Below are 24,846 nucleotides of genomic sequence, written 5' to 3'. Positions count from 1 at the left end.
AATTAATCAGTAATAGAGGCAAAATCAGCCTTTTTGTAGACCTCCTTTTGCACATGAACTTTTAACTTCCTGAAAGTTTCATATGGTCCTTTTGTGGCAAAAAGATTAGTTAACCATGCGGGGATACTGCCCATTGGATCCACTTCGAGTACATATTCTGCTTTCACCTGATTTTTACCCATTGGCGTAATGGTCCATTTGGCAACCGACTGACTTATCCGAACTATCCCTTCTTTTTCATCCACGTATCCTGGGATACAAGGTGAATTTACAGTTACTACTTTCGTTTGCGGTTGCTGATCTACTTTGATATGCACTACATAATCCCTGTTTTCTACGGGCCATGGCACCTCTACTTCAGCGTAATAAATTAGATCCAGGGGACTGATCTGTTTGATGGGTATGTTCTTTTTACTATTGTATACCCATTCACCGCATGTTTTAATATCAAGAATTGCTGCAACAAGCTGAGAAGATGTAGCCTGCAGATTACACTCCACCTTTATAGCTTTAATTTTAGAATTCTGCACAGGCCGGGTAAATACTTTTATACCATCCCTGTCTTCTGCCAGCTTCCAGCCCGATTGCCCTGAAACGGTGAATGAACTGCCAAAAGAAACTAAAAATACGATTAGAGAATAATATAATGAATTGATGCTGACCATAGGTAGAACAAGAAAAAGGAAAGAAAAAATAATCCGGTTCAAATTTAAATAAATCGTTCTAATAAGGCCAATCTGACACATTAGTTAAGTCATCTGCACGTAATTATACAATTCTTCCCTTTCCTTGTTTGTAACATTTCCGTATATTTGTTTAACAAAAATCAAAAAAACCTCACCAAAACAGCATTCATCTGAAGCAAAAAATTACCTAATTAATCGTATCAATACTCATAGTTCCAAAAACCACACTCTATGAAAAAATACCTTTTAGGCAGCGCAGGATTAGTTTTTAGCTCGCTTGCACTGACTATAATTAGCTGGACACCTTCATCGACACCGAGAGTACCTGTAAAGATTGTAACAGAAGATTCATTGTACAACTTGCACGTCACGAACATCTACAACAAAGCACACCTGAGCGAGTCAGGACTCAATCCTGTAGTCTTTGAAAAAGCATTAACCGGGTTTTATAACCTAAAAAACAGCGGGAAGATTTCTGCTGAGAAACAAATTCTGACTATTGCTGATTTTGATCAGAACAGCACTAAAAAAAGGATGTGGATCATTGATCTGCAAAAGGATTCGTTAGTGCTGAATACCTGGGTTGCCCATGGAGAACGCAGTGGTGACGATATGGCGACGCATTTTTCAAATGTAAATGATTCAAAGGAAAGCAGCCTTGGATTTTACGTTACAGGTGAAGTTTATTATGGCAAACACGGCCGTTCGCTGAAACTGGACGGTATGGACAAAGGTTATAATGAAAATGCAAGGATGCGTTCTATCGTAGTACATGGCGCGCCCTACGTTAGTCAGGGTACGATTAACCAGCTCGGCCGCTTAGGTCGCAGTCACGGTTGTCCTGCAGTAGCGCCAGAACTGGTAGATGAGGTCATCAATACAATTGGAGGGAAAACTGTGATCTTCATTAATGGAAGTAATCAGGCTTATTCCTCTGCCTTTCTGAATACACATCTTGCTGCAAACAGTGTGCTCACTAAAGCAGACAGCAGCGTCATTGCCCGTATATAAAGAGTGGGGGATTTATTCCCCCGCTCCTAATTTTTTCATGTAACTGTACAGTACCAGATCAAGTCCATACACGTCTTTTCTGAAAGTGATTACATTGCTCTTATCAGCCCAGGCAGTGATATACGTCAGGTAAACCGGCACTTTTTTAGGTAGGGAAATATCTTTGGCTTCCGGTTCCGGACTTTCCATTCTCTTTTTGATGTCTTCAAACTTTGCGCCATCACCAAATAACGCGTAGGCTAATTCCAACGGTTTTTCTAAACGTACACAACCGTGGCTCACTGCACGCATAGATTGCGCAAATGCAGCTTTAGCAGGCGTATCATGTAAGTATACAGCACTCTGATTGTTGAAAAGAAACTTTATTTTACCAAGGGAATTATCATCACCGGGGCGTTGTTTAAACGTATATTTCTTTCCCGGATTCCCGTCTGACCAGTCTATTGTTTCTGTATCTTCAATCAGTTTACCATTCTCAAATACATCAATATTATGGCTCGAAAGATAAAATCTATCCGCAGCTGCGTATTTTGTAATCTCATTGGTGGCAATATTCTCAGGAATATTCCATACCGGATTTACCTGTACGCTATGAATTAAACTGTTTAACTGCGGTGTTTCCCTGGAAAAAGGACGGTCTTTTCTAAGGTTATTCTCATCATATTCCCTGAGATTATCTCCCGGATTCATAGGGCGGCCCTCTCCTACGCATACTTTCATTTCCAATACCGGGTTTCCTTTCTCTATCACCTGAAGCTTAAAATCCGGAATGTTGACGATCACGTATTTGTCTCCAGCAGGTTTATTCCTCCATCTCAATCGTTCGAGATTAACTTTTAATATGTTATGCGTTTCTTCTTTTGTCATACCCGGTGCAGCTTCGCCACCTTTTAATGCTGCTTGCAAAGAGCGGTACTGAGGGTCTTTGGGTTGTATGCTATCCAGGAAAGTCTTCAGATCTTTGATCGCAAACACGCGGTTCATGGATACGCTGTCCGGCCTTTTGGTATCGGTATAATAAGCACCATAAATACGCTTTGGACTAATCATTCCATACTGTAAAGCATTCGTATAATTGATCAGCGCGTTGGCAGTGAGCAGCTCCAGGTCAGCTAAAGTCTCGTAGGCTTCAGTTGTAGTGCTGATGCCTTTTTTATCATATAATTTGCCAATCAGCTTTTTTAAACTTTCGGTTTGGAACATAGCCGGAGCAAGGCCATGGTCGCCAGACTGTTCGAAATAAGGCAAGAGCGAACTTAAACCCTTATTTTTTAAATGTTGCAGTACTATCACCGGCTCATACTCATTCTTAGCATAATAAGCCGTGATCAATTTAGGATTGCTCAACTGCTTTTTTTGATCTGCGAGTTTCTTTGTAAATACTGCGGTATACTCTTCTGAATCCATACTTTTAAAAACAGTGTTACCCGTTTCTGTAAAGAGCGCCTTACCTAAGTCAGACTTGCTTTTTTTACAGGCCTGAAGTGAAAACAACAAAATGATGGCTAAAAAAAATGAAATTTGAGAGGCACTCGTTTCTTTGCGCTTTATTTTATACATAAAAAAACGAATGCCATTATTATGCCAGTTCTGTATTATATGAGATGACCGTAACTGTGTAAAGTTATTTTACTCGATCCGCCGGGAAGTTTTACAACCTGAATTTGTGTACCAATTCTTTCTTTTAGCGCTTCTACGTGGGAAATGATTCCGATACTTTTACCATTGGCCTGTAGATTTTCTAAAGCCGTAATAGCAACATCAAGCGTTTCCGCATCAAGCGTACCAAAACCTTCATCGATAAAAAGGGAGTTGATCTGTACCTTACGACTCGCTAAATCCGACAAACCAAGTGCAAGCGCAAGACTGACCAGGAAGCTTTCTCCCCCGGATAATGTAGACATTGGCCGCACCACATCAGCCTGATAGCCATCGATAATCTGCAAATCCAGATCCTTTTCAGGACTTTTCAGTATACTATAACGATCACTTAAACGCACTAAATGCCTGTTCGCCAATTCCGTTAGTCTGGCCAGTGTTAATCCCTGGGCAAAACGGCTGAACTTCTTACCATCCGCAGAACCAATCAACGAAGAAAGCTTTTGAAAACGATCAAACTCCTTTTGCTGATGCTCAATTTCCTGTGCAAAGCCCTGATATTTGAGCTTTAACAAATCGTCATCAGCAATGACCTTTTGGAGTCGACCTGATTGTTGCAGCAAAGATGAAAGTTCCTTGTCTTCTTCTTCCAGTGCAATCAGCAAATTGTCCTTCGATTCGGTTGTTACCTTCCTCTCCTTTTCCGCCTCCTGTTCTTTCGCTATTGCCACCAGCATGCTCTCACCTGATGCAACCTGCTGCGCAGCTTCTTTTTGCAGATTACTGATCACAGTGACTTCCTCTTCCGGTAAAAACCAGGATTCCAGATCGGCTACAGTCTGCAGCCCTAACGCGCTGATGCTGGTCAGCAACAAATCAAGTTGTAACCGGTAATTTTTCTCTGTTTCCGTTAAAGCATTCAACAGTTGTGATTGCTGATCTTCCGCAATGCTTAACTGCTCTTGTTTTTTCTGTAAAATTAACTGGGACTGCTCGGCCAGCGCCCTGTATTTTTTGAGGTCTGCATTGAGTAATTCCTTTTGTGCTCTCGGATCTTTAGTTCCGAAAAGCAACAGGCGTTCAGCCTGCATTTCCTGTAGCTGCTGTTGTTCTGACTGCAGCTGGAGAACAATGCTGTCTAATCCGTTTTGGCGTTCAACTCTTGTTAAACCAATACTCTTCAACTCTGTTTCATGCTGACGAAATAAAAGCTGTAACTGCCCCTGTTCTTGCACAGCCTCAGTATACCGCTTAAACCTATCCTTCATCGTCTGCAAAAGCTGTTCGGTATCTTCTGCTGAATACATCAGGTTGAATTGTTGTAATAACGCCGCTGCAGCCTGCTCCAATAAACTTCTACCCAACTCCAACTGACTCAATTCCAAATCATTAGATGAACACTGTTTCTTTGCATAGTCGGCCGACAATCTTAATTGTCCTATTTTATTTTCTTCTGCTACGCGCTTTTCTTTTAACTGCTGTGCGGCAATTTCTGCTATTCCAATCCTGGTCTGTGCATCTCTTACCGATTTTAATTCCTGTTGCAGCAGCAGATATTGTGATTTCTTTTTCGCTATGACAGCAAGAATAATATCCTGCCGGTTGATATCAAGCGGCTTTGGTAACAGATCATTATTTGATGAAAACTCAGCAACAATTCCGGCAAATTCAGTTGTGACCAGCGCTAAGGCTTTCTCTCCGTTCTCTATTTTTAGCTGCAGTGTATTTAAACGGCGTCTCAACTCTTCCACTACTTTCCGAAACTCTTCCACTCGCTGCTGTTGCAGATTTCGTCTTTCGGCAGATTCATTTACCCTGCCTGAATGCGTACCATCAGCATAGGGATGATGTAGTGATCCACACAGTGGACAAGGTTTTTCCGGTTCCAGTAATAATCGTGCGGATTCATAATCCTGCACCTTAACCTCCAATTCATAAATTTGCTGATACTCTGATAAAATGGTGACCGCCGACTCATAAGCTGCTGCATTTACTGTGATAGCAGCAGTTGTATCCTGAAATTCTTTTTTATTAAATTCAAGTTCACTGAAGAGCTCCTGCTGCAGGATTCTATTTTTTGCCTGCTGTGCAGCTAACCGGAGCTGTTCTTCTGCTTTCGCGATCAGGGGCGGGAAACCTACCAGTTCTCCTTCCAACGCTTCTAATGATCTTTCATTCAGAAGTAACTGCATCCCGGATTTTAGTGTTGTAACTGATTCGGTAGCAGCAATCAGGTCACGATCCAAATGTTCAACAACCTTAATGCTATTATCAATGGCGATAAGGCCATCCGAAAGTGTATTTTTATTTTGACCAAGCAATATGCTTGTAGCATCAATTTTCAGCTCCAGCGCCTTTATTTCGCGTAATTGCTGCTGAAACACCACCACTTCCTTTTCCAAACCGGCATCAATTGCGTTTTCTGTCAGCCAAAGGGAGAGTACAGCTATTCTGTTTGTAACTTTAAGCAGTTCAGCTTCGGTTGCTGACAGCAAATCCGAAGATACTTTCAAAGCGGTTTTAGCAGATTCGGCACCTTGCCCGGTTTTGATTAATGTTTGCTGTACCTGCAAAATCAAAACATCTTGCTGAACTACCTGATCAAAAACAGGTTCCAGTTCAGTCAGGTTTTTTTGCGCAGTTTCTGCCTGCGTTTTTGCCTCCGCCAGGGCGAGCCTGGTTGTTGTCTCTTGCTGACGATAAGCGGGGAATAATAAATCCAGTTCTTTTAAACTATTTTCAATCTTTTGACGCTGTTTTGCGATAAATTCCAGTTCGACCATTGCCGGACGATGTACTGCAGCTATTTCATGTTGTTTCAACTGCTCGAACCTGCTCCGGTTTGAGGCATAAAATTCTTCCTTTTTTTGCTGCAATGCGATCAGGTCATGCTTTCGCTTCTCTAGTTTTTCCAGATTATTCAGCCAGTCTATCTGCAACCGTAAAGCGGCTTCCTGCTGTTTATGCCGCTGCTCTTTCATAACAAGTTCACTAAGTTCAGTGATACAGATCTGTCTTTCATCTGAACTAAGCAAAGGAACATCATTCAGCTTGCCTTTCAACTGATCCAGCTGCTGTTTTTCCAGTTTCGCTTTTTCATATGCGGCTATAGATATCTGGGAATAAATTCCGGTGTCTGTTATTTTCTCCAGCAATTCGCTACGCTCGTTTTCATCAGCCTTAAGGAAACGGGTAAAGTCGCCCTGAGACAACATGACCGAGCGTAAAAACTGGCTATAATCCAAACCACAAATCCTTACGATCTCGTCCTTTACTTCATTCAGCGGATGTTCTATAATTATCGCTCCGCTAACAGCATCTGCCAGTTCCATTTTATGGGTCTGCAGCTGACCGTCGACTTTCCCACGGCTGCGTCTGACCGACCATTTTGCCCGGTATATTTTGTCTTTTACCTCAAACTCCACCTCAGCATAGGATTCGGCGGTATGCCGGGTCATAATCTCAAATACATCCTTATGATGGCGGTGAACGCGACCATAGAGCGCTACTGTTATCGCATCAAGGATTGTTGTTTTTCCTGCTCCTGTCGGACCTGTAATTGCGAATAATCCGCTTTCGCTAAAAGGTGCCTCATCAAACCTGATTTCATGCTTTCCCTTAAGGGAATTCAGATTTAGAAATTTTATACTGATAATCTTCATGCGCCCTCCCCGTCTTGCATCATCCGTTCCCTTACTTCGTTGAAAGCAGAAAGTAAATCCTTGAAATCTTCCTCCGGATATTCTGATGCGCAGCGTTTAAGAAACACCGATTTCGGATCAAGGTCGGTTAAAGTCAGCGATTCAACTGTTTGTTCATCCAGGTTTTTTGCCGGTCTGACTCTTAGCTGTCTTGGAAAAATACGTTCAATAAATGTTTTGTCTGCTATGATCAGATTGAGCTGTTCTTCCAGGTCAACAATGAAACCGGGGGTTTCTACCTGTACTTCTACCCATGCAGGAAACAATGTCCCAGGATCTTCAAGCAGCTTCAGCTTAGCTGTAACTTGGGAAAGGTCTCCCTTTATCCTGATTAATTTACGATAAGAGGGAACTTCCAATTCTTTAAGACTGATCATCTCTGCACCTCTAAATTCAAGTATCACGACCTGTTTACGATCTTCCGTCTCAGAAAAGCTGAGCGGTATCGGGGAACCGCAATACCTGATATGTTCCATTTTATTGATCACCTGCGGGCGATGAATATGCCCTAAAGCGACATAGTTAAACTCAACCGGAAACTGATCCCCTCCAACTTGTCCCAGATTACCCACATGAATCTCCTTTTCGCTATCGGAAGTACTTGATCCGGCCGCAAAAAGGTGTCCCGTGGCAATCACAGGAACGCCGTTCATTTTATAAGAAATGATATGTTCAATAAATTGATGATAGTGATCTGCTATACCCTGCTTGATCCGGCTTTCACGTTCTTCCGCAGTTTCACCAGCCACAGAAAGTCTGATGTCACGGTCGCGCAGAAAAGGTACTGCACAGACGACCAGTTCTGGTTTTCCATCAGCATCACAGACCTGTATAATCTGATCTGTAAATTCTTCAGGTACTCCCCCAATAATATGTACATTGAAATATCTCAACAGTGATTGAGGGGCATTTAGTGTACTGATAGAATCGTGGTTTCCACCAATAATAATTACTTCTCTGCAGCAGGTATCTTTAACCCGTCTGAGGAATCCATAATACTGTTCAAAAGCTGTATTCGATGGGCTGCCAGTGTCGAAAATATCACCGGCAACAATTAATACATCTATTTTCTCTGCCTTTAACGTCAATATCAGCCAGTTCAGAAAAGCCTGGTGCTCATCCGTTCTTTCGCTTTGCTCAAGTCTTTTACCAAGGTGCCAGTCGGCCGTGTGAAGAATTCTCATTATTGCATGCTAAATTAAGCAATTAACGAGACAAATGTCACATCTTGTATCTCAGGAATCCTGATCAGGGTAATCAGTAAGGCATCAGCTCACAGCTGAAACCGAACTTATTCAGTACCGAAATAATCTGTTTTTCAACTTGCTCAGCACACACTACCCGCAATACTTTATCTTCATCATCAAGGTCGATAGTCCACTTTCCTTTACCAGTTACTTTCGTTAGCCCTGCCGAAATCTTTTTCATTTCCGCAGGTCCGGTTATAGATGTTTTGAAAACAAATACTCCCTGCATTGCTGGCAAAGTATCTTTTTTCGCTGTTGAAGTAACTTCTGCGCCATGCGCAGAAGTTCTTATATAGTTGATAACGCCCGTCCAGAAAGTTGGGCTTAATGTTGAATAATCTCTCATTTCCATCCTCCTCCTAATGTTCTGTATAACTCTACAGCAGCACTTAATTGTGCTGTTTTAACAGTTGCAAGATCCAGTTCACTCTGCAAAGCATTGCTTTGCGCATTAATTACTTCCAGATAATTTGCCATGCCGCTTTTAAAAAGCAGATTCGCATTTTGCAAACCACCCTGAACTACCTTTACACGTTGTTCAGCAATTACATATTGCTGCTTTAGTTTTTCAATCTTAATGAGCTCGTCTGATACCTCTCCTACGGCAACCAATACCGATTGTCTGAACTGTATCACGCTTTTCTCTCTATCTACCAGCGCAACTTCATATTGAGTTCTAAGCTGTTTACGCTGAAAAACAGGTTGTGCAATTCCACCGGCAACCACACCGAATAGTGATCCAGGAATATTAAACCAGTTACTGGATTTAAAGCTGTTCAATCCACCGTTAGCCGTAATTGTTAGGGCCGGGTACATACTTGCTTTTGCAATGCCTACTTTAGCATTTGCCCTCATCAACTCCAGTTCTGCACTTTTCACATCAGGTCTGAGACTCACCATTGCTGATGGAATACCTGTACCCAGCTGGTCCTGACTCACCATCGTATTCAATCTTCCCTGTCGCCTTATCGCTGCAGGAAAAGCTCCGGAAAGAATACTCAGTGCATTTTCCTCCAGATTGATGCGCTGCTCCAGCTGAGGGATTAATCCGGCAGCTACCAGTTGCTGAGCTTCTGCCTGCTGAATAGCTAGAGACGTAACCTGCCCAGCATCAAACTGCATTTTTATAATGGTTAATGTACTGTCATTCAGTGCCAGGTTTTTTCTTGCAATGTCCAGCTGTGTATCCAGCATGATGAGCCTGTAATAACTTTGTGCAACATTTGCCACCAGGCGGGTCTGAATCGCTTTTCTTGCTTCGGCCGACTGCAGATAAACAGCTCCGGCTGCATTTCTCTGGTTGGCGATTTTGCGCCAGATATCTGCTTCCCAGCTCAACCCTGCTGAAGCAGTATAATCCTCTATATGTTTTGCATTAGCAAACTGGCTGATCGTTAATCCATTCAGACTATTGTCTGACGGACGACTTGAATTGGCAGTTACCTGTAAATTGATTGCCGGCAAATTGCCTAATTTAGACTGGCTGAACAACAGTGATGCAGCTTCCATATTTTTTAAAGCAATCTGCATATCATAATTGTGCAGCAACGCGGTATCAATCAGATCCCTGATCAGTTCCTCTTTAAAAAACTCCTTGTACGGCAACCTGGCAATACTTGAAGTATCTGTCGCAGCCACATTATTCCTGAATTGTTCGGGAGTAGCATCTGCAGGTTTGGCAACATCTTTTGACACTTTACATGCACCCATTACGAGTACAAATAACAGTGCAGTATATATATATTTAAACGATTTCATATTCGTGAGTATGGGTATGTACATTTTCAACTGATTCTACTACTGGCTTGCCAGTAATTTTTTCCTGTAAAAACTGGAAGATCACAAACAGTACAGGGATGATAAAGAGTCCGAGAATAACCCCGGAAACCATTCCGCCTGCAGCTCCGATACTGATGGAGTGATTACCCAGTGCTGAAGGACCTGAAGCACGCATCATTGGAATCAGTCCTACAACAAAAGCAAGAGAGGTCATGATGATAGGTCTTAGTCTTAACTTAGCTGCTTCCAAAGCGGCTGCAACCAATGTTTTCCCCGCTCTTCTGCGCTGAACAGCAAACTCTACAATCAGAATTGCATTTTTTGCCAGCAGCCCGATGAGCATGACCAGTGCCACCTGCACATAAATGTTATTCTCAATTCCTGTAAGTCCGATCGCTGCAAATACACCAAAAATACCAGTAGGAATAGATAAGATCACTGCCAACGGCAATACATAACTTTCGTATTGAGCCGACAGCAGGAAGTAAACAAATACGAGACACAGGCCAAATATGATAACCGACTGTCCACCCGAAGTAATCTCCTCTTTGGTGATCCCTGAAAATTCAAAAGAATAACCTGTAGGCAACTGGGCCGCCGCTACTTCTTCTACTGCACGGATCGCATCTCCTGAACTGTATCCCGGTTTAGGAAAAGCATTAATACCTATTGAAGTGAAAAGGTTGTATCGCGATGCTGTTTCAGGACCATAAACACGACTCAGTTTAACTAAGGTATTTACCGGCACCATTTCTCCTTTATTATTGTTCACATATATGCCTTGCATAGAGGTAGGATCTGCCCTGTCAGCAATATCAGCCTGTACCATAACACGGTAATATTTACCAAAACGGTTAAAATCTGACGCCTGTGAGCTACCAAAATAGGCTTGCATGGTTTGCAGGATATCTTTGGTAGATACGCCTAACTGTTCGGCCTTGGCTTCATCTATCTGAAGATCCAGTTGAGGATAATCTACCCTGAACGAGGTAAACGCTGCAGCAATCTCCGGACGCTTCATCAGTTCACCCAAAAACTTGTCAGACACCCCACTGAATTTGTCCAGTCGGCCTCCGGTTTTATCCTGAAGGACAAAATCAAGACCATCCACATTACTAAATCCCGGTACGGTAGGGAAAGTAAATACGAAGAAGTTAGCCCCTTTTATGGCCGCCAGCTTACCCCTTACCACATCCATGATCGCATTGATATCTTTTACTGCTCCACGCTCTTCACTAGGTTTCAACAGCACAAAACCAACACCTGCAGAAGGACTATTAGACTGTGTCAGGATATTAAAACCAGCAATTACGTTAAAGATTTTAGTAAATTCATCATGCTGTAAACTTTGCTGAGCCTGACTCATTACTTCCTTCGTACGCTCCAAGGAAGCGCCTGCAGGCATTGACATCGATATGGCGATGAAACCCTGATCTTCTGAAGGAATGAATCCTGTAGGTGTTTTTTTTACCATCCATACAGTAGCCAGAACAACGATAGCCAGACCTGCAAGACCCACCCATTTTACACGGATCAGGAATCTCAGACTACCTACATAGCGGTTGGTCAGTGAATCGAAACTGGTATTGAAACCTGCAAAGAATCTTTGTTTAAAGCTTCGTTTTACCTCATTACCCTGGTGGTCATGGTGTATTTCTTTCAGGAACAATGCACATAAAGCCGGACTTAAGGTCAACGCGTTAACTGCTGAAATGACAATTGCGATAGCAAGTGTAAAGGCAAACTGTCTGTAAAACACCCCTGTTGAACCTTCCATAAAACCTACGGGAAGGAATACCGCACTCATTACCAGCGTTATAGAGATAATAGCACCAGTAATTTCATGCATCGCTGCTGCTGTAGCTGCTTTCGGAGCCAGCTTTTTATGCTCCATCTTCGCATGTACTGCTTCGACTACCACAATCGCGTCATCGACCACAATACCAATGGCAAGTACTAATGCAAATAAGGTAAGCAGGTTGATAGAGAAGCCGAATAGCTGCATAAAGAAGAACGTTCCTAAAATCGCTACAGGAACAGCTATCGCAGGAATAAGGGTAGATCTGAAATCCTGTAAGAATACAAAAACTACGATAAATACGAGGATGAAAGCCTCAACCAAAGTATGAATCACCTGATCAATAGACTGATCCAATGCTACTTTAGTATTATAGAGTACTAAATACTTCATTCCCTTCGGAAAATCCTTTTCCGCTTTCTTCATGAATTTGTCAATCGCCAGCTGTATTTCGTTTGCGTTTGAACCACTCAACTGCTGAATACCGATATTTAAACCAATCTTTCCATTAATGGTCGACTCACTACTGTAGGTATAAGCCCCAAATTCTACCCTTGCTACATCTTTTAATCGCAGGAATGAACCGTCAGCATTTGCCCTGATAATGATATTTTCATATTCAGCAGGCTTGTTCAGCTTTCCTTTATACTTGATAACGTATTCAAATGCATTTCCACTGCTTTCTCCAAACTTTCCCGGAGCAGCTTCCAGATTTTTGTCTTTTATTTTAGACATGACGTCGTTCGGCGTCAGGTTATAGGTAGCCATCTGCGATGGATTTAACCATACACGCATAGAGTAATCTTTACTCCCGCCAAATATCAGCGCCTGCCCCACTCCCGGAATCCTTTTGATTTCAGGAATAAGGTTGATGGCTGCATAATTTGCCATGAATGTCTGGTCATAGCTTTTCAGGTCTTCCGTGTACATGGAAAGTACCATGATCAAACTGTTCTGTTGTTTTGCCGTAGTTACCCCCGCCTGAACTACCTCCGCAGGCAACTGACTGGTGGCTTGTGATACGCGGTTCTGCACGTTTACAGCTGCCTGATCCGGATCGGTACCCAGTTTAAAGTAAACTGTGATGACCAGAGATCCGTCATTACTCGCTGTGGAGCTCATATAGCTCATATTTTCGACCCCATTGATAGCTTCCTCTATGGAGGGAGCAACAGAGCGCAATACGGTTTCTGCATTGGCACCCGGATACAGCGCAGTGACCTGTACAGCCGGCGGCGCAATATCAGGAAATTGCTGTAAGGGAAGTTTTGTGAGTCCCAGTACTCCCAGAATAACCAAAAGTATGGATATAACGGTTGCTAAGACAGGTCTGTCTATAAATTTCTTAAACATGATATTTATTTTATCTTGGTCTACTTAATTCTCCTGATGTAATTATCTTGATGCAGTCTGTACCGGTTTTTCTTTCATTTTTTCCGGTTTGATGACATCACCTTCCTTTAATTTATCGATACCATCGAACACAATACGGTCGCCCGATTTCAATCCCGAAGAAACGAGATAATTGGTTCCGCTGGTTCCGATAATGCTGATCGGTTGTTTACTTACTTTGTTTGAATCATTTACCGTGAATACGAACATCTTGTCCTGCACTTCCACAGTAGATGACTGAGGGATCAGCAAGGCATTTTCATGCTGCAGACTTAACCTGATTTTACCCGTATTGCCAGATCTCAGCAAACCTTCTTTATTGGGGAAAGTGGCCCTCAATGCGATAGAGCCGGTTTGCTTGTCAAACTGACCATCAACCATATCAATTTTTCCTTTCTGGCCATAAACAGAATTGTCTGCCAGTAACAGTGCAACACCTGGCAACTGCTTCAATTTCTCTGCGGTATTTCCGCCCGGATATTTAGCATTAAAGGCTACAAAATCATCTTCTCCCAGGGAGAAGTAAACATGTACTTCATGTGCATCAGACAATTGTGTAAGTGGTACTGCATCTGTTACAGCAACCAGACTGCCTTGTTTTTTGGGCAGGCGACCAACAAAACCGGTAACAGGTGCTTTAATTAAGGTATATCCGAGATTAATATTTGCCGCAGCAACGCCAGCCTTTGCTTGTTCTACACTTGCTCTGGCAGATTCCTCAGTAGCTTTAGCGCTTTTTAGCTGGAAGTCAGACACCACCTTGTTTTTTACCAGCGGCGTTAATTTCTCTACTTCAAGTTGTGCATTCAGCAATGAAGCCTGAGCAGCATGTAATAAAGCTTTAGCATTATTCACTGCTTCCCTGTATGGGAGTTCATTTATTTTAAAAAGCGGCTGTCCTTTCTGAACCTGTGCACCTTCACTTACAAATATCTTATCCAGTGTACCAGAAACCTGGGGACGGATTTCCAAATCAACCGTTCCCTGTATAGCAGCAGGATATTCTATAAAAGTTGTCTCCGAACTGTTGCTTAGCGCGATAACAGGCAGAGCTTGTGCCACCGGTGCAGCAGCTTGTTGCGGATCGCCGGAGCAACCAGCGAAAAGTATGGCGAGTAGTAGTATTGATGTTTTCATAACGATAGTCAATGATTTAACAGTGTTAAGTGATTGCATAAAAAATATATAATTGTTAGTGTAAAAGAGAGCGATGCTTTAGGGTGATTAGTTTATTTAACAGCGTTAGATGACTAGTCAAAAAAAACGCAGGAGCTTTTACCTGGGAGATTGCTTTGGATCTGTAGGTATAAGTAATCGTATATAAATAATTTAACAGCGTTAAGTATTCCATAAAAAAAAGAGTTTATTCGTTAATTGAGTTAATGATACCGTTGATTGCATCTTTAAGAATATGCTGGTTCATCTCGTCGTTTGTTCCCCGCCTAACCAGATTGATAGAGATCAGCCCATGAATGATTGACCAGAAAGTATAGTATTTTCTGCAAACCAATTCTTCTGCCGGAGGCGTATCTTTCATCACTTCTGCAATGGTTTCCCAGATTAATTTTCTTGCTGCCTCTGCCTCCGGTAAAGCCTTCACCATTTCACAACACATACAATCAACTCCAAACATCAGCTGATACAATTGCGTGTTTGCAAATGCAAAATCCCAGTAAGCAATCCACATTGCGGTAAGCTGCTTCTCTGGTGTATCGTTAGTTTCCCTGGCTTTTTTTAGATCCTGCAACAGCAGCAGATTGCCCTTGCGTGTCAGCTCCAGTAAGATTCCTTCCTTATTCGCAAAATATTCGTAAATAATAGGCGCAGTATATTCAATCTTGTCTGCGATTTTACGCATACTCAATGCCTGCCAGCCGTCTTCCATTACTATCTGCAAAGCTGCATCCAGTATGTTGACTCTGGTTTCTTCCTTGATTCTTTGAATTCTTTCCTTGCTACCCATGGCAATAATACAACTGTGTAAATAATCTAACAGCGTTAAGCAAATGTAAAACTAGTTTTTAACTACTCTATCAGCGTATTGTCAAATCTGATTTGTATGGATAATTGAAACCTGCATGTTACAGCCTGTTTCGTTCTCCAAAAAGATATCAGCGCTTTCCATTAAATAACTTTTTAGTTACGCTGCGCTTTAATTTGTGCAGCAAGTTCCATCACGTTGCCTGCTTCTTCTCTATATGCAGTACTGCCGGGCGACACAGTTCGATGATCAGTACCTATCCAGCGGATCATTCCACCTTTGTGAAAATAGTATCGGTTTTGTGTGAGGCTTTTTACTTTAGATCCTTTCACATACATTGGCTGATCATAAAAGGTTTCTTTTTTATATACGAAAAATAGTCCCGTTGCATTATAATAAAGATCTATCTCCACTTTACCCATTTCACCATAGAGAATAGCATGTTCCTTTACTACAGCTAATTTCTTATAATAAGTGATGAGTTCTCCCCCTTCTGCGGACAAGCCACTGAGATCCTTTTTTTTCTTTGTAAAGGAGCCATTGTTTATTGCCGCATATTCGGCTTTAATAGTTTTAATGAGCTGAGCAGTATCTACAGCAGTGCGGTTTTCTGCGGCCTTAAGAGGTGAAGCAGTTCCATTACAGCTCGATAGCATAAACAATAGCAGAAAACCTGGTAATAAAAGCAAATTCTTCATGGTATTATTTAGTTTGGAGTTGTTTGATTGTTTTGCCAAAAGTCATTTGAAAATGCGGATAATCTTTAAAAGATTTCCAGTTGCCACCCCATTCAAATCCCAGACTGGTACCGATGTTGACCACCTCTTTAGGAACCTGCGTCCATACGGCCTGCCCATTTTTAATGATCACCACATCTACTGCCAAACCATAATTATGAAAACTTTGACCGCCTTTAGCATTGGTTACTTTGTTACCCGGTGTGGTACGTCCCTGATCTTACAAGGTATTCTGTTCATCAATAGTGCGCAAGCCCTGAATTACTCTCAATTGGATTCCGAGTTCCTCTTCAACGGTATTGATAAACTCTCTCGTAGGTTTTTGAAGTCTTGCGTCAAGCTTGCCTATCCTTGCATCTGTCGTCTTATCCCATGTTGGGCGTATATCGGCCGGCAGGCCATTTTCCACCTTCAGCAATAAGGTATTATTTTTAATGTTATGTTTTAACTTTTTTCCCTTGTCCCAGAAGCTGGTTGAGGCAAGTGAATAGAAATCAGTATCCGTACCTCCTTTTGCAGACACTTTTTTGACCACATAATTGGCTTTTATAGTAAACAGTATACTGCTGATCAGATAGGATGCGATACACGAAGATTCCGTACCTGCAAATAAAAAAGGGTCATTGGAATTGAATGTAAAACTGCCAAATACATTCTTTCTCGTCAATAAGTATTCCATCTTAATAATACATCAGGTGAAGAAAAGTTACATAGGATTTACAAACAAATATCGCACCAAGAAAACGAATTGCAGCTTGTGATACAACAAATTACAGTATTTTTTTTCCTGCCGGATTAAAGCCCATTTATTATTTACTTCAGGTCAGTAGATTGATCACATATCAGTTAATATGTAGCAATAACCTATCAATTAATGAGTGATAATCTATTGATTAACAGATTAGATTTGTTTGTATGGTCAATATCAAACTATCCCGGACGCTGTTACTCATCTCATTCTTATTCACTTTTTTAATATGTTCTTTTCGGTCTCCTGCCCAGTTGCCCGTGACGATAAAACAGTTGGAGAACAAAGACTTCAGGCTGCGCTTTTCTGCCCGGGGAATTTCAAGTCTGCAAAAAACCAAAGATATTTACCCCACAGATTATGTGCAACGTAAAAAGCCATTTACAGGTGTCGTCATTCGCTATCAGCAAAACAACAAGGGGATGGACTCCCTCGATACTTTTCTTTCACCAAGAAAGATATCCGTAGAGACCACTGACCAGATACAATATATTACCCGCACAAATACAGCACCTTTAAAACTCACAGAAAAATATACACTCACCAGTGCCGGGCTGATCTGGAACATCACCTTAGATAACCTGTCCTCCGATCCGGTGACCATCAAAGATCTGGAGATTCCTATAAGCTACAACAATCAGGGCGGTGAAAATGCAAAAGATATATTTGAGCAACACGTCATTAAACACCATTCCATAGCCGGTAACAATTCATTTCTCTTTTGGCAAAGGCCGACTGGTTTAGGTCCCTATTTATTGATGTTACCTCAAGGTGAAACTTCGCTGGAATATTTCTCTACTAAAGGATCCGATGAAAACCGGGGTCAGTTCAAAACATTTATCCATGCTGCTTATAGCGCTGCGCAGGAAATTCAGGGGACATGGAGGCAGCCATTAAGTTCGGCCACAATCCCTGGAAAAGGCAGGAAGTCTTACGGCTTTAAACTCCGCTGGGCAGAGAGTTATACGGACATCCGCAGAATCCTTGTCGATGAAGGAATGATTGATATTCAGGTTATGCCTGGAATGACTGTTCCTAATGACCTTGATGTAAATATCGCTTTAAAAACTAACCAGAAAAATCTCCGGGTCGCAGCTGAATTCCCGCAGAAAACCACCATTACAGCAATGCCTTCAGCACAAGCGGGAACATTTTTATACCGCATCAGATTTGCCCGTTTGGGAGAAAACAAGGTTATCATTACCTACGGTGATCATCGGCATACCTTAATGGAATTTTTTGTTACAGAGCCCCTGGAAACCTTATATAAAAAAAGAGCGGCCTTCCTGGTCAATCATCAGCAGCATCGCGATTCCACCAAATGGTATAATGGCCTTTTCTCAATTTATGACATGAAAAACGGGATTTTAAGAGGACCTGAGCATGCAGATGGATTTGATAAAAGCAGGCTGGCATATGTGCTCGCATCAGATGATCCGGTTTTAGGTAAAGCACCATTTCTTGCGGCAAAAAACGTTTTTTATCCTGAACAAAAAGAAATTGATGCGATAGAATATTATATCAAAAATTTTGTGTGGGGTGGACTGCAGCGCACAGACAGCGAAAAACCTAATCCATATGGTCTTTATGGCACTCCCGACTGGCAGCTTAATCGTGATTCATTAAAACGCAGTCAGAATGTAAATGATGTGAACAGGAACAAAATGCATATCTGGCGTTCTTATGATTATCCACATATCATGATGCTTTATTTTGAGTTATATAAAATTGCGAAACGCTATCCGGGAATGACACATTTCAGGGATCAGGACGGCTACCTTGAAATGGCAAAAGAAACTGCAAAAGCTTATTTTAAGTATCCTTATGAAATATTACCATGGTATGAAACTTACAAATGGGGCTGCTATAATGAACTGCTAATCGTAGACTTAATTGCCGAACTGGAGCAGAAGGGTTTTCAGAAAGACGCAAATGAAATCAGAGCAGAATGGGAGAAGAAAGTAAAATACTTCCTGTACGACGATCCCTACCCTTTCCGCTCAGAATATGCAGTGGATGCAACCGCCTATGAATCGACACATGCTTTTGCAAAATATGCTGCCTCAAATAAAATGCAGCCCGATAGTAATCTGTGGTATGACAAGAACCTTGGGAAATGGTATTCACACCCATCAATTAAAGCTGACGATGGCAGGAAGTTCATGAAGCGGGAAATTGCTGCAAATATTGCTAGTCGCGGTTGGCTGGAGACTTCCTTTTACTATTACGGCAGTGACTTTAGAGGTAAAAGCGACAGCTTTACACTCAGTTATATGTCGCAGATGGGGGGAGGCGCCATACTGGATGATGCGCTCCATTTCAGTGAACAACCCGCAGAGGAACTGCGTCTGGGATATGGTGCCTACCTGAGCTCCTTCGCATTGATCAATTCCGGTACAGCGGAAAGTAACTTTGGCTACTGGTACCCGGGTTTAGCCAACGATGGTGCCTCTGGCTGGGCATTTGAGCCCCAGCAACAGGCCAATACCTGGATAGGTAAGCCACAAGGCAGGGGTCCCTGGTATTATGACGGAGAAATTGATCTCGGATTTGGCGGGGCCACGAGATGCGCCGCAACAATTATTACGGAAGATCCGGTCTTTGGCATGGTCGCTTATGGAGGTAATATTCAAAAAAACGGCCCTATATTTTCAGTTATTCCAAGAGACGGTTTAAGAGCCAGATACCATTATCGGACAAAAGCAGTAAAAATAGACCTCATTTTATTGCAGGATGGATTTGCCAGGGACAAGACGATATCTTTTGACGCGAAGGGCCGGTCATTAAGCTTTACGATCGAAAACCGAACCGGAAATGATCACACCACTGCACTGCAAATAAAAGGTCTGCAGGGAAATTACACCTTGCAAGTTTTGGGAGAAAAAGATGTCAGACTATTTTTTGTCAGAGACGAAATGCAAACACTGCAGTTAAAGGTTAATGATGCATTCAGTACAGTGATCATTGCAAAATGTATGGAATAACTGAAATTAAGCGCCCCGATCTGAATTTTCCTGAAGATATGATCTACGCTAATTGATTTGGAATATCAGAATCGCTGGTTATCTCCTATTGCCGGAGATAACCAGCCGCTCCGATTGGTAGCATTTAACCATCCTGATGAATTCTAACTAAAGCTTGTTCCAGTCCGCGTAATTCAGCAAGACCTTTTAAACGCCCTATGCCTGAATACCCGGGATTAACTTTCTTATGCAAATCGTCCAGCATCCTGTGCCCATGATCCGGGCGCATAGGAATACTGAGTGCCCTGTCCTGCTGAATTTCAACTAATTTCTTCATTACAGCGAACATATCTACATCCCCTTCCAGATGATTATCTTCAAAGAAATCCCCGAATTCATTACGCCTTGTGCTGCGAAGGTGCACGAAATTCACGCGCTCCTTAAACTTTTCCAGAATCGTGAGCAGGTCGTTATCGGCTCTCACGCCTAGAGATCCTGTGCAATAACATAATCCGTTTGATAAAGAAGGAACTGCATCAAAAATTCGCTTAAGCTGCACAGCCGTACTCACGATTCTTGGCAGCCCAAAAATTGCATAAGGCGGATCGTCGGGATGAATGACCATTTTGATTCCGTAACTTTCCGCAACAGGGATAACTTCCCTTAAAAAATCAGTCAGATTGGTAAATAAAACTTCTTCGTCAATCGCTGCATAAGTATGCAAAGCGCCAAGAAACTCATTTAATCCGAAGCTCTCCTCACTACCCGGAAGACCGGCAATAATATTACGCTCTAATTTCAGCCTTTCTGCTGTAGACATCGCTTTAAAGTAATCTTCTCCGCGTTCGAGTTCTGCTGCAGTATAATCTGCTTCAGCTCCGATCCTGTTTAAGATGAAAACGTCAAATGCAACCAGAGCCGCCTTATCAAACAATAATGCTTCGGCTCCGTTTGGCAATTTGTAATCCAGATGAGTCCTTGTCCAGTCCAGAATAGGCATAAAGTTATAAGTCACTATCTGAATACCGCATGCGGCAAGATTGGCCAATGAGATTTTATAGTTTTCTATATACTCCTGATAATTGTCGTGCTTTACTTTTATCCCCTCATGAACCGGCAGACTTTCCACTACAGTCCACTCTAATCCAGCATTCCGGATCAGTACCTGATGTGTCTCAATTTCTTCAATTGTCCATACTTTTCCATTAGGGATATGGTGAAGTGCAGAAACGACTCCACTACAGCCTGCCTGAAGAATATCTGATAAACTGACCGGGTCGCCAGGTCCATACCAACGCATGGTTTGTGCTAATTTATACATATAATCCGTACATTTTTCCGCGTTATTTGCAATAACACCTGAATATATTTGATTTATTTAATAAGAAGGCTGAAAGTACATATTTCTTCCGGCTTAGAAAACAGATGCCAGTTTTTTATCGGGATAAGTCAGTTTAGCGCTTTTTCTGTTTCCATTGGCCATGACATGAAAAATATTTGTCTGATCATCGAAAAGATCGTATAAAACAGTGCAGGTTGTTTCCAGCTTTCGCAGACCTTTTACCGGTACAGATTCCATATAGACCACAACAGCTTCTTTATCATTCTCGAAACCCAGATAGTTTACCGTCAGGAGTTTTCCATTAGCGGCAAACTGAATGCGTTCTGCCATATATTTCTGCACCAGCGCATCCATCTCTTTGTGTTTTGAGGCAGCAGAAAGATCGGTCTTCACTTTAAATTTTCTCGCAAGACCGTCTTCAAAGTCATCTGTAAAAATCCTGCAGCTAATTTCTATGGTGTTCTCTTTTGTATTGTAATTTAACTCCGTTGACGTCAGATGTAAAGGGTGTCTGGACGATTTAGCTGAATATAAATTGATTTCGGAGGGATATAAACCGAAAAAAACGTAACAAATTAATAGTGATTGAGGAATAAAAGATAACATAGTACTGATTTAATTTTTTCTATACAAAAAAACGGTTTAAATTTAGACTTTCAACATAAAAAACAAATGAATAAAACTTTAACAGCCCTTTTTCTGCTAGGTTCCTCTTTTCAGGTATCATTCGCTCAAAATATTCAGAATAATCCGGGTAGCAACCATGGAAATAAATTTGAGCAATTGGGCACTATCCTATCTACTCCTAACGAGCAGCGAACTGCAAGCGGAGCACCAGGTGTAAAATACTGGCAGCAGCGTGCCGACTACGATATTAAATGTAGCCTTGACGAGCAGCAATTGAATTTAACAGGTGCTGAGAAAGTGACCTATTTCAACAATTCTCCAGACGTGCTAACCTATATCTGGTTACAGCTGGATGAAAATGAGCACAATAATATAACTAATGCGAATTATCAGAGTAGTACGCAATTACCTGAAATTACGACGACAAAAACATTGGACAACGCTGTAGTGAGCGATGTTGACAATGAAAACGGTGTTAAAATCCTAAAAATCACTGATGCAGCTGGTAGAGAATTAAAATATACCATCAACAAAACAATGATGCGTGTAGAAATCCCTACTCCGCTTAAATCTGGTGAGCAGTTCATCTTTAATGTAAACTGGAAATATAAAATTACAGATAGAATTGCCGGTGGCGGTCGTGGTGGTTACGAATTCTTCCCTGAAGACGGTAACTATCTCTTCACTATGGCCCAATGGTATCCGAGGTTATGTGTTTACAGCGATTTCCAGGGATGGCAGAACCACCAGTTCACTGGTCGAGGTGAATTTGCATTGACATTCGGTAATTTCAAAGTTCAAATGACAGTTCCTGCAGACCATGTGGTGGGCGGAACCGGAGAATGTATTAATTATAGTGGTGTTTTATCTGCTGCTGAACTAGCCAGATGGAACAAAGCTAAAACTGCAGCAGAACCTGTAGAGATTGTAACTTTAGCAGAAGCTAAAAAAGCCGAAGGCACTAAAAGTAAAGCGACTAAAACATGGGTTTTTCAGGCAAATAATGTGCGTGACTTCGCATGGACTTCTTCAAGAAAGTTTGTTTGGGATGCTATGGCGCAGAAAATCGAAGGCAAATCAGTAATGTGTATGAGCTTTTACGGTAAAGAGGCCTACAATTTATATAATAAATACTCTACAAAAGCTGTTGCCCATACGATAAAAACATATTCAGATTTCACTATTCCTTATCCATATCCTGTGGCCCAAAGTGTTGAGGCGGCAAACGGAATGGAATATCCCATGATCTGCTTTAACTATGGACGTACAGAAAAAGATGGTACTTACAGCGAAACTTCTAAAAATGGAATGCTGGGTGTAATCATACACGAGGTGGGACATAATTTCTTCCCAATGATTGTAAACAGCGATGAACGTCAGTGGACCTGGATGGATGAAGGCTTGAACTCTTTTGTAGAGTACCTTACCGAAGAACTTTGGGATAATAAATTCCCGGTTAAAAAAGGTGCTGCATATACCATCGTTGATTATATGAAGTTACCAAAAAATGAACTGGAGCCGATAATGACCAATTCTGAAAACATTACCCGTTTTGGTCCAAACGCCTACTCTAAACCTGCAACAGGGCTTAATATATTGAGAGAAACAATTATGGGCAGAGAGCTTTTTGATTATGCTTTCAAAGAATATGCAAGAAGATGGGCTTTCAGGCACCCTACACCTGCCGATCTGTTCAGAACAATGGAAGATGCGAGTGGCGAGGACCTGGATTGGTTCTGGAGAGGCTGGTTCTATGGAACTGATGCCTGTGACATTTCACTTGACGCAGTTAAATTTGGCAAACCAGAAATGGATACTAAAATACCAGCAGCAAAGGTGAGAATGGTTAAATTAGATGCACCGCAAGTAAATGCTTTTGAAGATATTTCTAAGGTTAGAAATAAAGCGGATAAAAACATCAAATTCTACACTGATCTTGATAAAGGCACACAGGATTTTTACTGGAGATATGACCGTGGTTTAGAAAAAGTTGATGATAGAGAACGTAAACAGGAAGTAAACTTCCCGGGTGAAACACTGTCAGCCGAAGAACAAGCTAAATATGCTGGCAAATTTTTCTACGAACTTGATTTCAGCAATAAAGGAGGATTGGTTATGCCAATCATAGTTGAATTTACTTTCGCTGATGGAACAAAAAAGATCGACCGCATTCCTGCACAGATCTGGCGACATGATGAGCAGAAAGCTTCGAAATTTTATGTACAGGATAAAGAAGTTACAGCTATAAAACTAGATCCTATGCGTGAAACCGCAGACATTGATGAAACAAATAATGTTTGGGGCGGCAAGTTACAGGAATCAAAATTCCAGTTATTTAAACAAAAAACTACTGCAGCCCGTGGCCAGTCGGTAGGTGCAAACCCAATGCAAAATGCATTAGGTACGAAATAAGATTTTACACATTTTTACAAAAACCTGCCGGATTAAAAATATTCCGGCAGGTTTTTTTTGTACCATTGTAAAATAAATTATGACGTTTTGAATTACAAAAAAATATCATTCTGCCTGTTATTGGTTTTCACAGCATTGCTGTCGAATGCACAGCAAAAACAGAAGGACAAAAATATACCTGCCTGGAAAATCAGTTTTCACCTTGATTTTGGCGAACAGACAGAAAACGCTGATACCGTAGAAAAAGATCAGGAGCAAGTGGTTTTAATGGAACTTGCCAAATCACTTTCCGGCTCTTCCAATGAGCAGCCCCCACTGGTATGTTATGTAAACGGTAATTATATCAGAGTGGAACAAAATGGTCTGGGAGGAGGAGTAACTATAGCGGACAAAAGAGATACTGTGAGCTTTTTATTGGATACATTAGAAAAAACTGCTACCAGATATCCTGCAGCGATGCCGAATCTGCATACGCAACTAAATGGAGATTCTGTTACGGTAATCAGCTCTGATGACTTTGTTATGGAATTGAAAAAGGAGACAATGACCATTGCCGGCCTGGTATGTAAAAAGGCTATTTTTAAGAATCCCACATCTCCGGCTAGCGTGATTACCATTTGGTATGCACCTCAATTGCCGCGTTTATACTGGCAGAAATATAGTTATCTGAAACAGGTACCTGGCTGTGCCTTATCGGTTGGCACCGTAACGAAGGGACTCAACGTGGGCATTAAAGCAGACCATATTGAGCAAGTATCCGTCAACGAAAGCTTTTTTTTACCCCCTGTGAATTATACGATTACAGCGGGTTCTTTTTAATCTA

The 24,846-nt window shown here is 41.7% G+C and carries 17 protein-coding genes and 1 pseudogene; 4 read left to right on the top strand and 14 right to left on the bottom strand.

Annotated features, from left to right (window positions below):
- Nucleotides 1–2: 2 nt before the first annotated feature.
- Nucleotides 3–665 carry an START domain-containing protein gene (locus tag OQX62_RS23900; protein WP_265834188.1) on the bottom strand — a complete coding sequence of 221 codons (663 nt, stop codon included), beginning with the start codon at nt 663–665 and terminating at the stop codon, nt 3–5.
- A 252-nt stretch (nt 666–917) separates the two neighbouring features.
- Here OQX62_RS23900 and OQX62_RS23895 point away from each other — a divergent pair, with 252 nt between their 5' ends.
- Nucleotides 918–1,697, top strand: a complete 780-nt coding sequence (locus OQX62_RS23895; protein WP_265834187.1) for a murein L,D-transpeptidase catalytic domain family protein — start codon at nt 918–920, stop codon at nt 1,695–1,697.
- Between the two features lie 12 nt (nt 1,698–1,709).
- Here OQX62_RS23895 and OQX62_RS23890 read toward each other — a convergent pair whose 3' ends face one another.
- The 11 genes and pseudogenes from OQX62_RS23890 to OQX62_RS23840 all read right to left on the bottom strand — a co-directional run bounded on the left by OQX62_RS23890 (nt 1,710) and on the right by OQX62_RS23840 (nt 16,610).
- Complete coding sequence (locus tag OQX62_RS23890; protein ID WP_265834186.1) at nt 1,710–3,104, bottom strand: L,D-transpeptidase family protein; 1,395 nt, start codon at nt 3,102–3,104, stop codon at nt 1,710–1,712.
- A 188-nt stretch (nt 3,105–3,292) separates the two neighbouring features.
- On the bottom strand, nt 3,293–6,958 hold the full coding sequence (locus OQX62_RS23885) for an AAA family ATPase (RefSeq protein ID WP_265834185.1): 3,666 nt from the start codon (nt 6,956–6,958) through the stop codon (nt 3,293–3,295).
- Nucleotides 6,955–8,181 (bottom strand): exonuclease SbcCD subunit D C-terminal domain-containing protein, encoded by a 1,227-nt coding sequence (locus tag OQX62_RS23880; RefSeq protein WP_265834184.1) that lies wholly within the window; start codon nt 8,179–8,181, stop codon nt 6,955–6,957. The genes OQX62_RS23885 and OQX62_RS23880 overlap by 4 nt, the downstream gene beginning before the upstream one ends.
- A 73-nt stretch (nt 8,182–8,254) precedes the next feature.
- A complete protein-coding gene (locus tag OQX62_RS23875) occupies nt 8,255–8,596 on the bottom strand; it encodes a hypothetical protein (RefSeq protein WP_265834183.1) in 342 nt (113 codons plus the stop codon).
- Nucleotides 8,587–10,002 (bottom strand): efflux transporter outer membrane subunit, encoded by a 1,416-nt coding sequence (locus tag OQX62_RS23870; protein ID WP_265834182.1) that lies wholly within the window; start codon nt 10,000–10,002, stop codon nt 8,587–8,589. Before OQX62_RS23870 ends, OQX62_RS23875 begins: the two co-directional genes overlap by 10 nt.
- A complete protein-coding gene (locus OQX62_RS23865) occupies nt 9,989–13,174 on the bottom strand; it encodes an efflux RND transporter permease subunit (RefSeq protein WP_265834181.1) in 3,186 nt (1,061 codons plus the stop codon). The genes OQX62_RS23870 and OQX62_RS23865 overlap by 14 nt, the downstream gene beginning before the upstream one ends.
- Nucleotides 13,175–13,216: 42 nt before the next feature.
- A complete protein-coding gene (locus tag OQX62_RS23860; RefSeq protein ID WP_265834180.1) occupies nt 13,217–14,350 on the bottom strand; it encodes an efflux RND transporter periplasmic adaptor subunit in 1,134 nt (377 codons plus the stop codon).
- Between the two features lie 226 nt (nt 14,351–14,576).
- On the bottom strand, nt 14,577–15,176 hold the full coding sequence (locus tag OQX62_RS23855; protein WP_265834179.1) for a TetR/AcrR family transcriptional regulator: 600 nt from the start codon (nt 15,174–15,176) through the stop codon (nt 14,577–14,579).
- A gap of 173 nt (nt 15,177–15,349) precedes the next feature.
- Nucleotides 15,350–15,892 (bottom strand): hypothetical protein, encoded by a 543-nt coding sequence (locus OQX62_RS23850; RefSeq protein ID WP_265834178.1) that lies wholly within the window; start codon nt 15,890–15,892, stop codon nt 15,350–15,352.
- A gap of 4 nt (nt 15,893–15,896) precedes the next feature.
- Nucleotides 15,897–16,103: pseudogene (locus tag OQX62_RS23845) on the bottom strand (M15 family metallopeptidase); the annotation flags it as partial.
- Between the two features lie 48 nt (nt 16,104–16,151).
- Nucleotides 16,152–16,610, bottom strand: a complete 459-nt coding sequence (locus OQX62_RS23840) for a hypothetical protein (protein WP_265834177.1) — start codon at nt 16,608–16,610, stop codon at nt 16,152–16,154.
- A gap of 236 nt (nt 16,611–16,846) precedes the next feature.
- Here OQX62_RS23840 and OQX62_RS23835 point away from each other — a divergent pair, with 236 nt between their 5' ends.
- Entirely contained in the window at nt 16,847–19,663 is a 2,817-nt protein-coding gene (locus OQX62_RS23835; protein WP_265834176.1) for a DUF5695 domain-containing protein, read from the top strand.
- A gap of 124 nt (nt 19,664–19,787) precedes the next feature.
- Here OQX62_RS23835 and uxuA read toward each other — a convergent pair whose 3' ends face one another.
- Entirely contained in the window at nt 19,788–20,963 is a 1,176-nt protein-coding gene (uxuA, locus tag OQX62_RS23830; RefSeq protein ID WP_265834175.1) for a mannonate dehydratase, read from the bottom strand.
- Nucleotides 20,964–21,056: 93 nt separating this feature from the next.
- Complete coding sequence (locus OQX62_RS23825) at nt 21,057–21,590, bottom strand: DUF6702 family protein (RefSeq protein WP_265834174.1); 534 nt, start codon at nt 21,588–21,590, stop codon at nt 21,057–21,059.
- A gap of 66 nt (nt 21,591–21,656) precedes the next feature.
- Here OQX62_RS23825 and OQX62_RS23820 point away from each other — a divergent pair, with 66 nt between their 5' ends.
- Both OQX62_RS23820 and OQX62_RS23815 read left to right on the top strand, forming a co-directional pair.
- Entirely contained in the window at nt 21,657–24,023 is a 2,367-nt protein-coding gene (locus OQX62_RS23820; protein ID WP_265834173.1) for a M1 family metallopeptidase, read from the top strand.
- Nucleotides 24,024–24,110: 87 nt separating this feature from the next.
- Nucleotides 24,111–24,842, top strand: a complete 732-nt coding sequence (locus OQX62_RS23815) for a hypothetical protein (protein WP_265834172.1) — start codon at nt 24,111–24,113, stop codon at nt 24,840–24,842.
- Nucleotides 24,843–24,846: the final 4 nt, after the last annotated feature.

This window comes from Pedobacter sp. MR2016-24 (assembly GCF_026239655.1).
Taxonomy (GTDB): domain Bacteria; phylum Bacteroidota; class Bacteroidia; order Sphingobacteriales; family Sphingobacteriaceae; genus Pedobacter.
Note: the sequence above shows the minus strand (reverse complement) of the source record. Positions and strands in the feature narration are given on the sequence as shown.